Genomic DNA, 1732 nt, shown 5'->3' with positions numbered 1-1732 from the left:
TTCGGCTTCCATTGGTTTGCGCCGTCGTTGTGGCGTTACCGCAAGCCGCTGATCCACGTGCTGATCGCTTCGTTCTTCGTTCAACTCTTCGCCCTGGTTTCACCGCTGTTCTTCCAGGTGGTGATCGACAAGGTGCTGACGCATCGCGCCTATTCGACCTTGTTCGTGCTGGTCGGCGGCCTCGCCATCATCGGGCTGTTCGACGTCGCCCTGCAATATTTGCGCAGCTACGCGCTGTCGCACACCACCAATCGCATCGACGTTGAATTGGGGCAGAGGCTGTTTCGCCATCTGGCGCGACTGCCCGTCTCCTATTTCGAGACCCGGCCGACGGGGCAGACCGTGGCGCGCGTGCGCGAGCTCGAGACGATCCGCGCCTTCCTCACGGGACAGGGGCTGTTTTCGGCGCTCGACTTGCTGTTCACCTTTGTCTTCATCGCGGTCCTGTTCGCCTATTCCTGGAAGTTGACCCTGGTCGTGCTCGCGACCATTCCGCTCTATCTCGGCATCGCCGCGATCGCGCGCCCGCTGCTGCGCGAACGCCTCAACGAGAAATTCAATCGCGGCGCCGAAAGCCAACAGTTTTTGGTCGAATCCATCGTCGGCATGCAGACGATCAAGGCCGCGGCGGTCGAGCCGGTCGTCGGCAAGCAGTGGGAGGAGCGGCTCGCGGCCTATGTGCGCTCGGCCTTCGACACCACCATGCTCGGCGCCAAGGGCCAGAACGCCATTCAATATGTCAACAAGCTGTCGAGCGCCGCCCTGCTGCTGTTCGGCGCCAAGGCGGTGATCGACGGCGATCTTACGGTGGGCGAACTGGTCGCCTTCAACATGATCGCCGGGCAAGTGGCGCAGCCGGTGTTGCGGCTGTCGCAGCTCTGGCAGGATTTTCAGCAGGTGCAGGTTTCGGTCGAGCGTCTCGGCGACATTCTCAACAATCCGCCGGAGCCGACCCCCGCCACGCGCGCGCAGCTGCCGCCGCCGCGCGGAAAAGTCGAGTTCCGCAACGTGTCGTTCCGCTACCGGCCCGATGCGCCGCAAGTGCTCAAGCAGATTTCGCTGCGGGTCAATCCGGGCAAGGTGATCGGCATTGTGGGGCCGTCCGGCTCGGGCAAATCGACGCTGACCAAGCTGATCCAGCGCTTCTATATCCCCGAGGAAGGTCAGGTGTTGCTCGACGACATGGACCTGTCCCAGGTCGATCCCGCCTGGCTGCGCACCCATATCGGCGTGGTGCTCCAGGAAAACCTTCTGTTCAACCGCTCGATTCACGACAATATCGCGCTGGCCAATCCGGCCATGCCGCGCGCGCATGTGATGGCGATGGCGCGGCTTGCGGGGGCGGACGAATTCATCGCCAAGCTCCCCCAGGGCTATGACACGATGATCGAGGAGCGCGGCGCCAATCTGTCCGGCGGCCAGCGCCAGCGCATCGCCATCGCTCGGGCGCTGGCCACCAATCCGCCGATTCTGATTTTCGACGAGGCGACCTCCGCGCTCGACTACGAGAGCGAGCGCATCGTCCAACAGAACATGCGCCAGATCGTGAAAAACCGCACCGTCTTCATCATCGCCCATCGCCTCGCCGCCGTGCGCGATTGCGACGTGATCATCGGCATGGTCGACGGGCGCCTTGTCGAGGCGGGAAGCCACGACGAGTTGCTGAAGAACCCCAACGGGCTCTATGCACGCCTGTGGGCCATGCAAAACGACCGGAACACGCCATGAACGC

The 1732-nt window shown here is 63.2% G+C and carries 1 protein-coding gene; it reads left to right on the top strand.

The features are described from left to right. Positions 1–1728, top strand: a 1728-nt coding sequence (locus GJ654_RS20610) for a type I secretion system permease/ATPase (RefSeq protein WP_155448055.1), incomplete at its 5' end; no start/stop codon positions are given. Positions 1729–1732: the final 4 nt, after the last annotated feature.

It is taken from the genome of Rhodoblastus acidophilus, assembly GCF_009720655.1.
Classification (GTDB): domain Bacteria; phylum Pseudomonadota; class Alphaproteobacteria; order Rhizobiales; family Beijerinckiaceae; genus Rhodoblastus; species Rhodoblastus acidophilus_A.
Note: the sequence above shows the minus strand (reverse complement) of the source record. Positions and strands in the feature narration are given on the sequence as shown.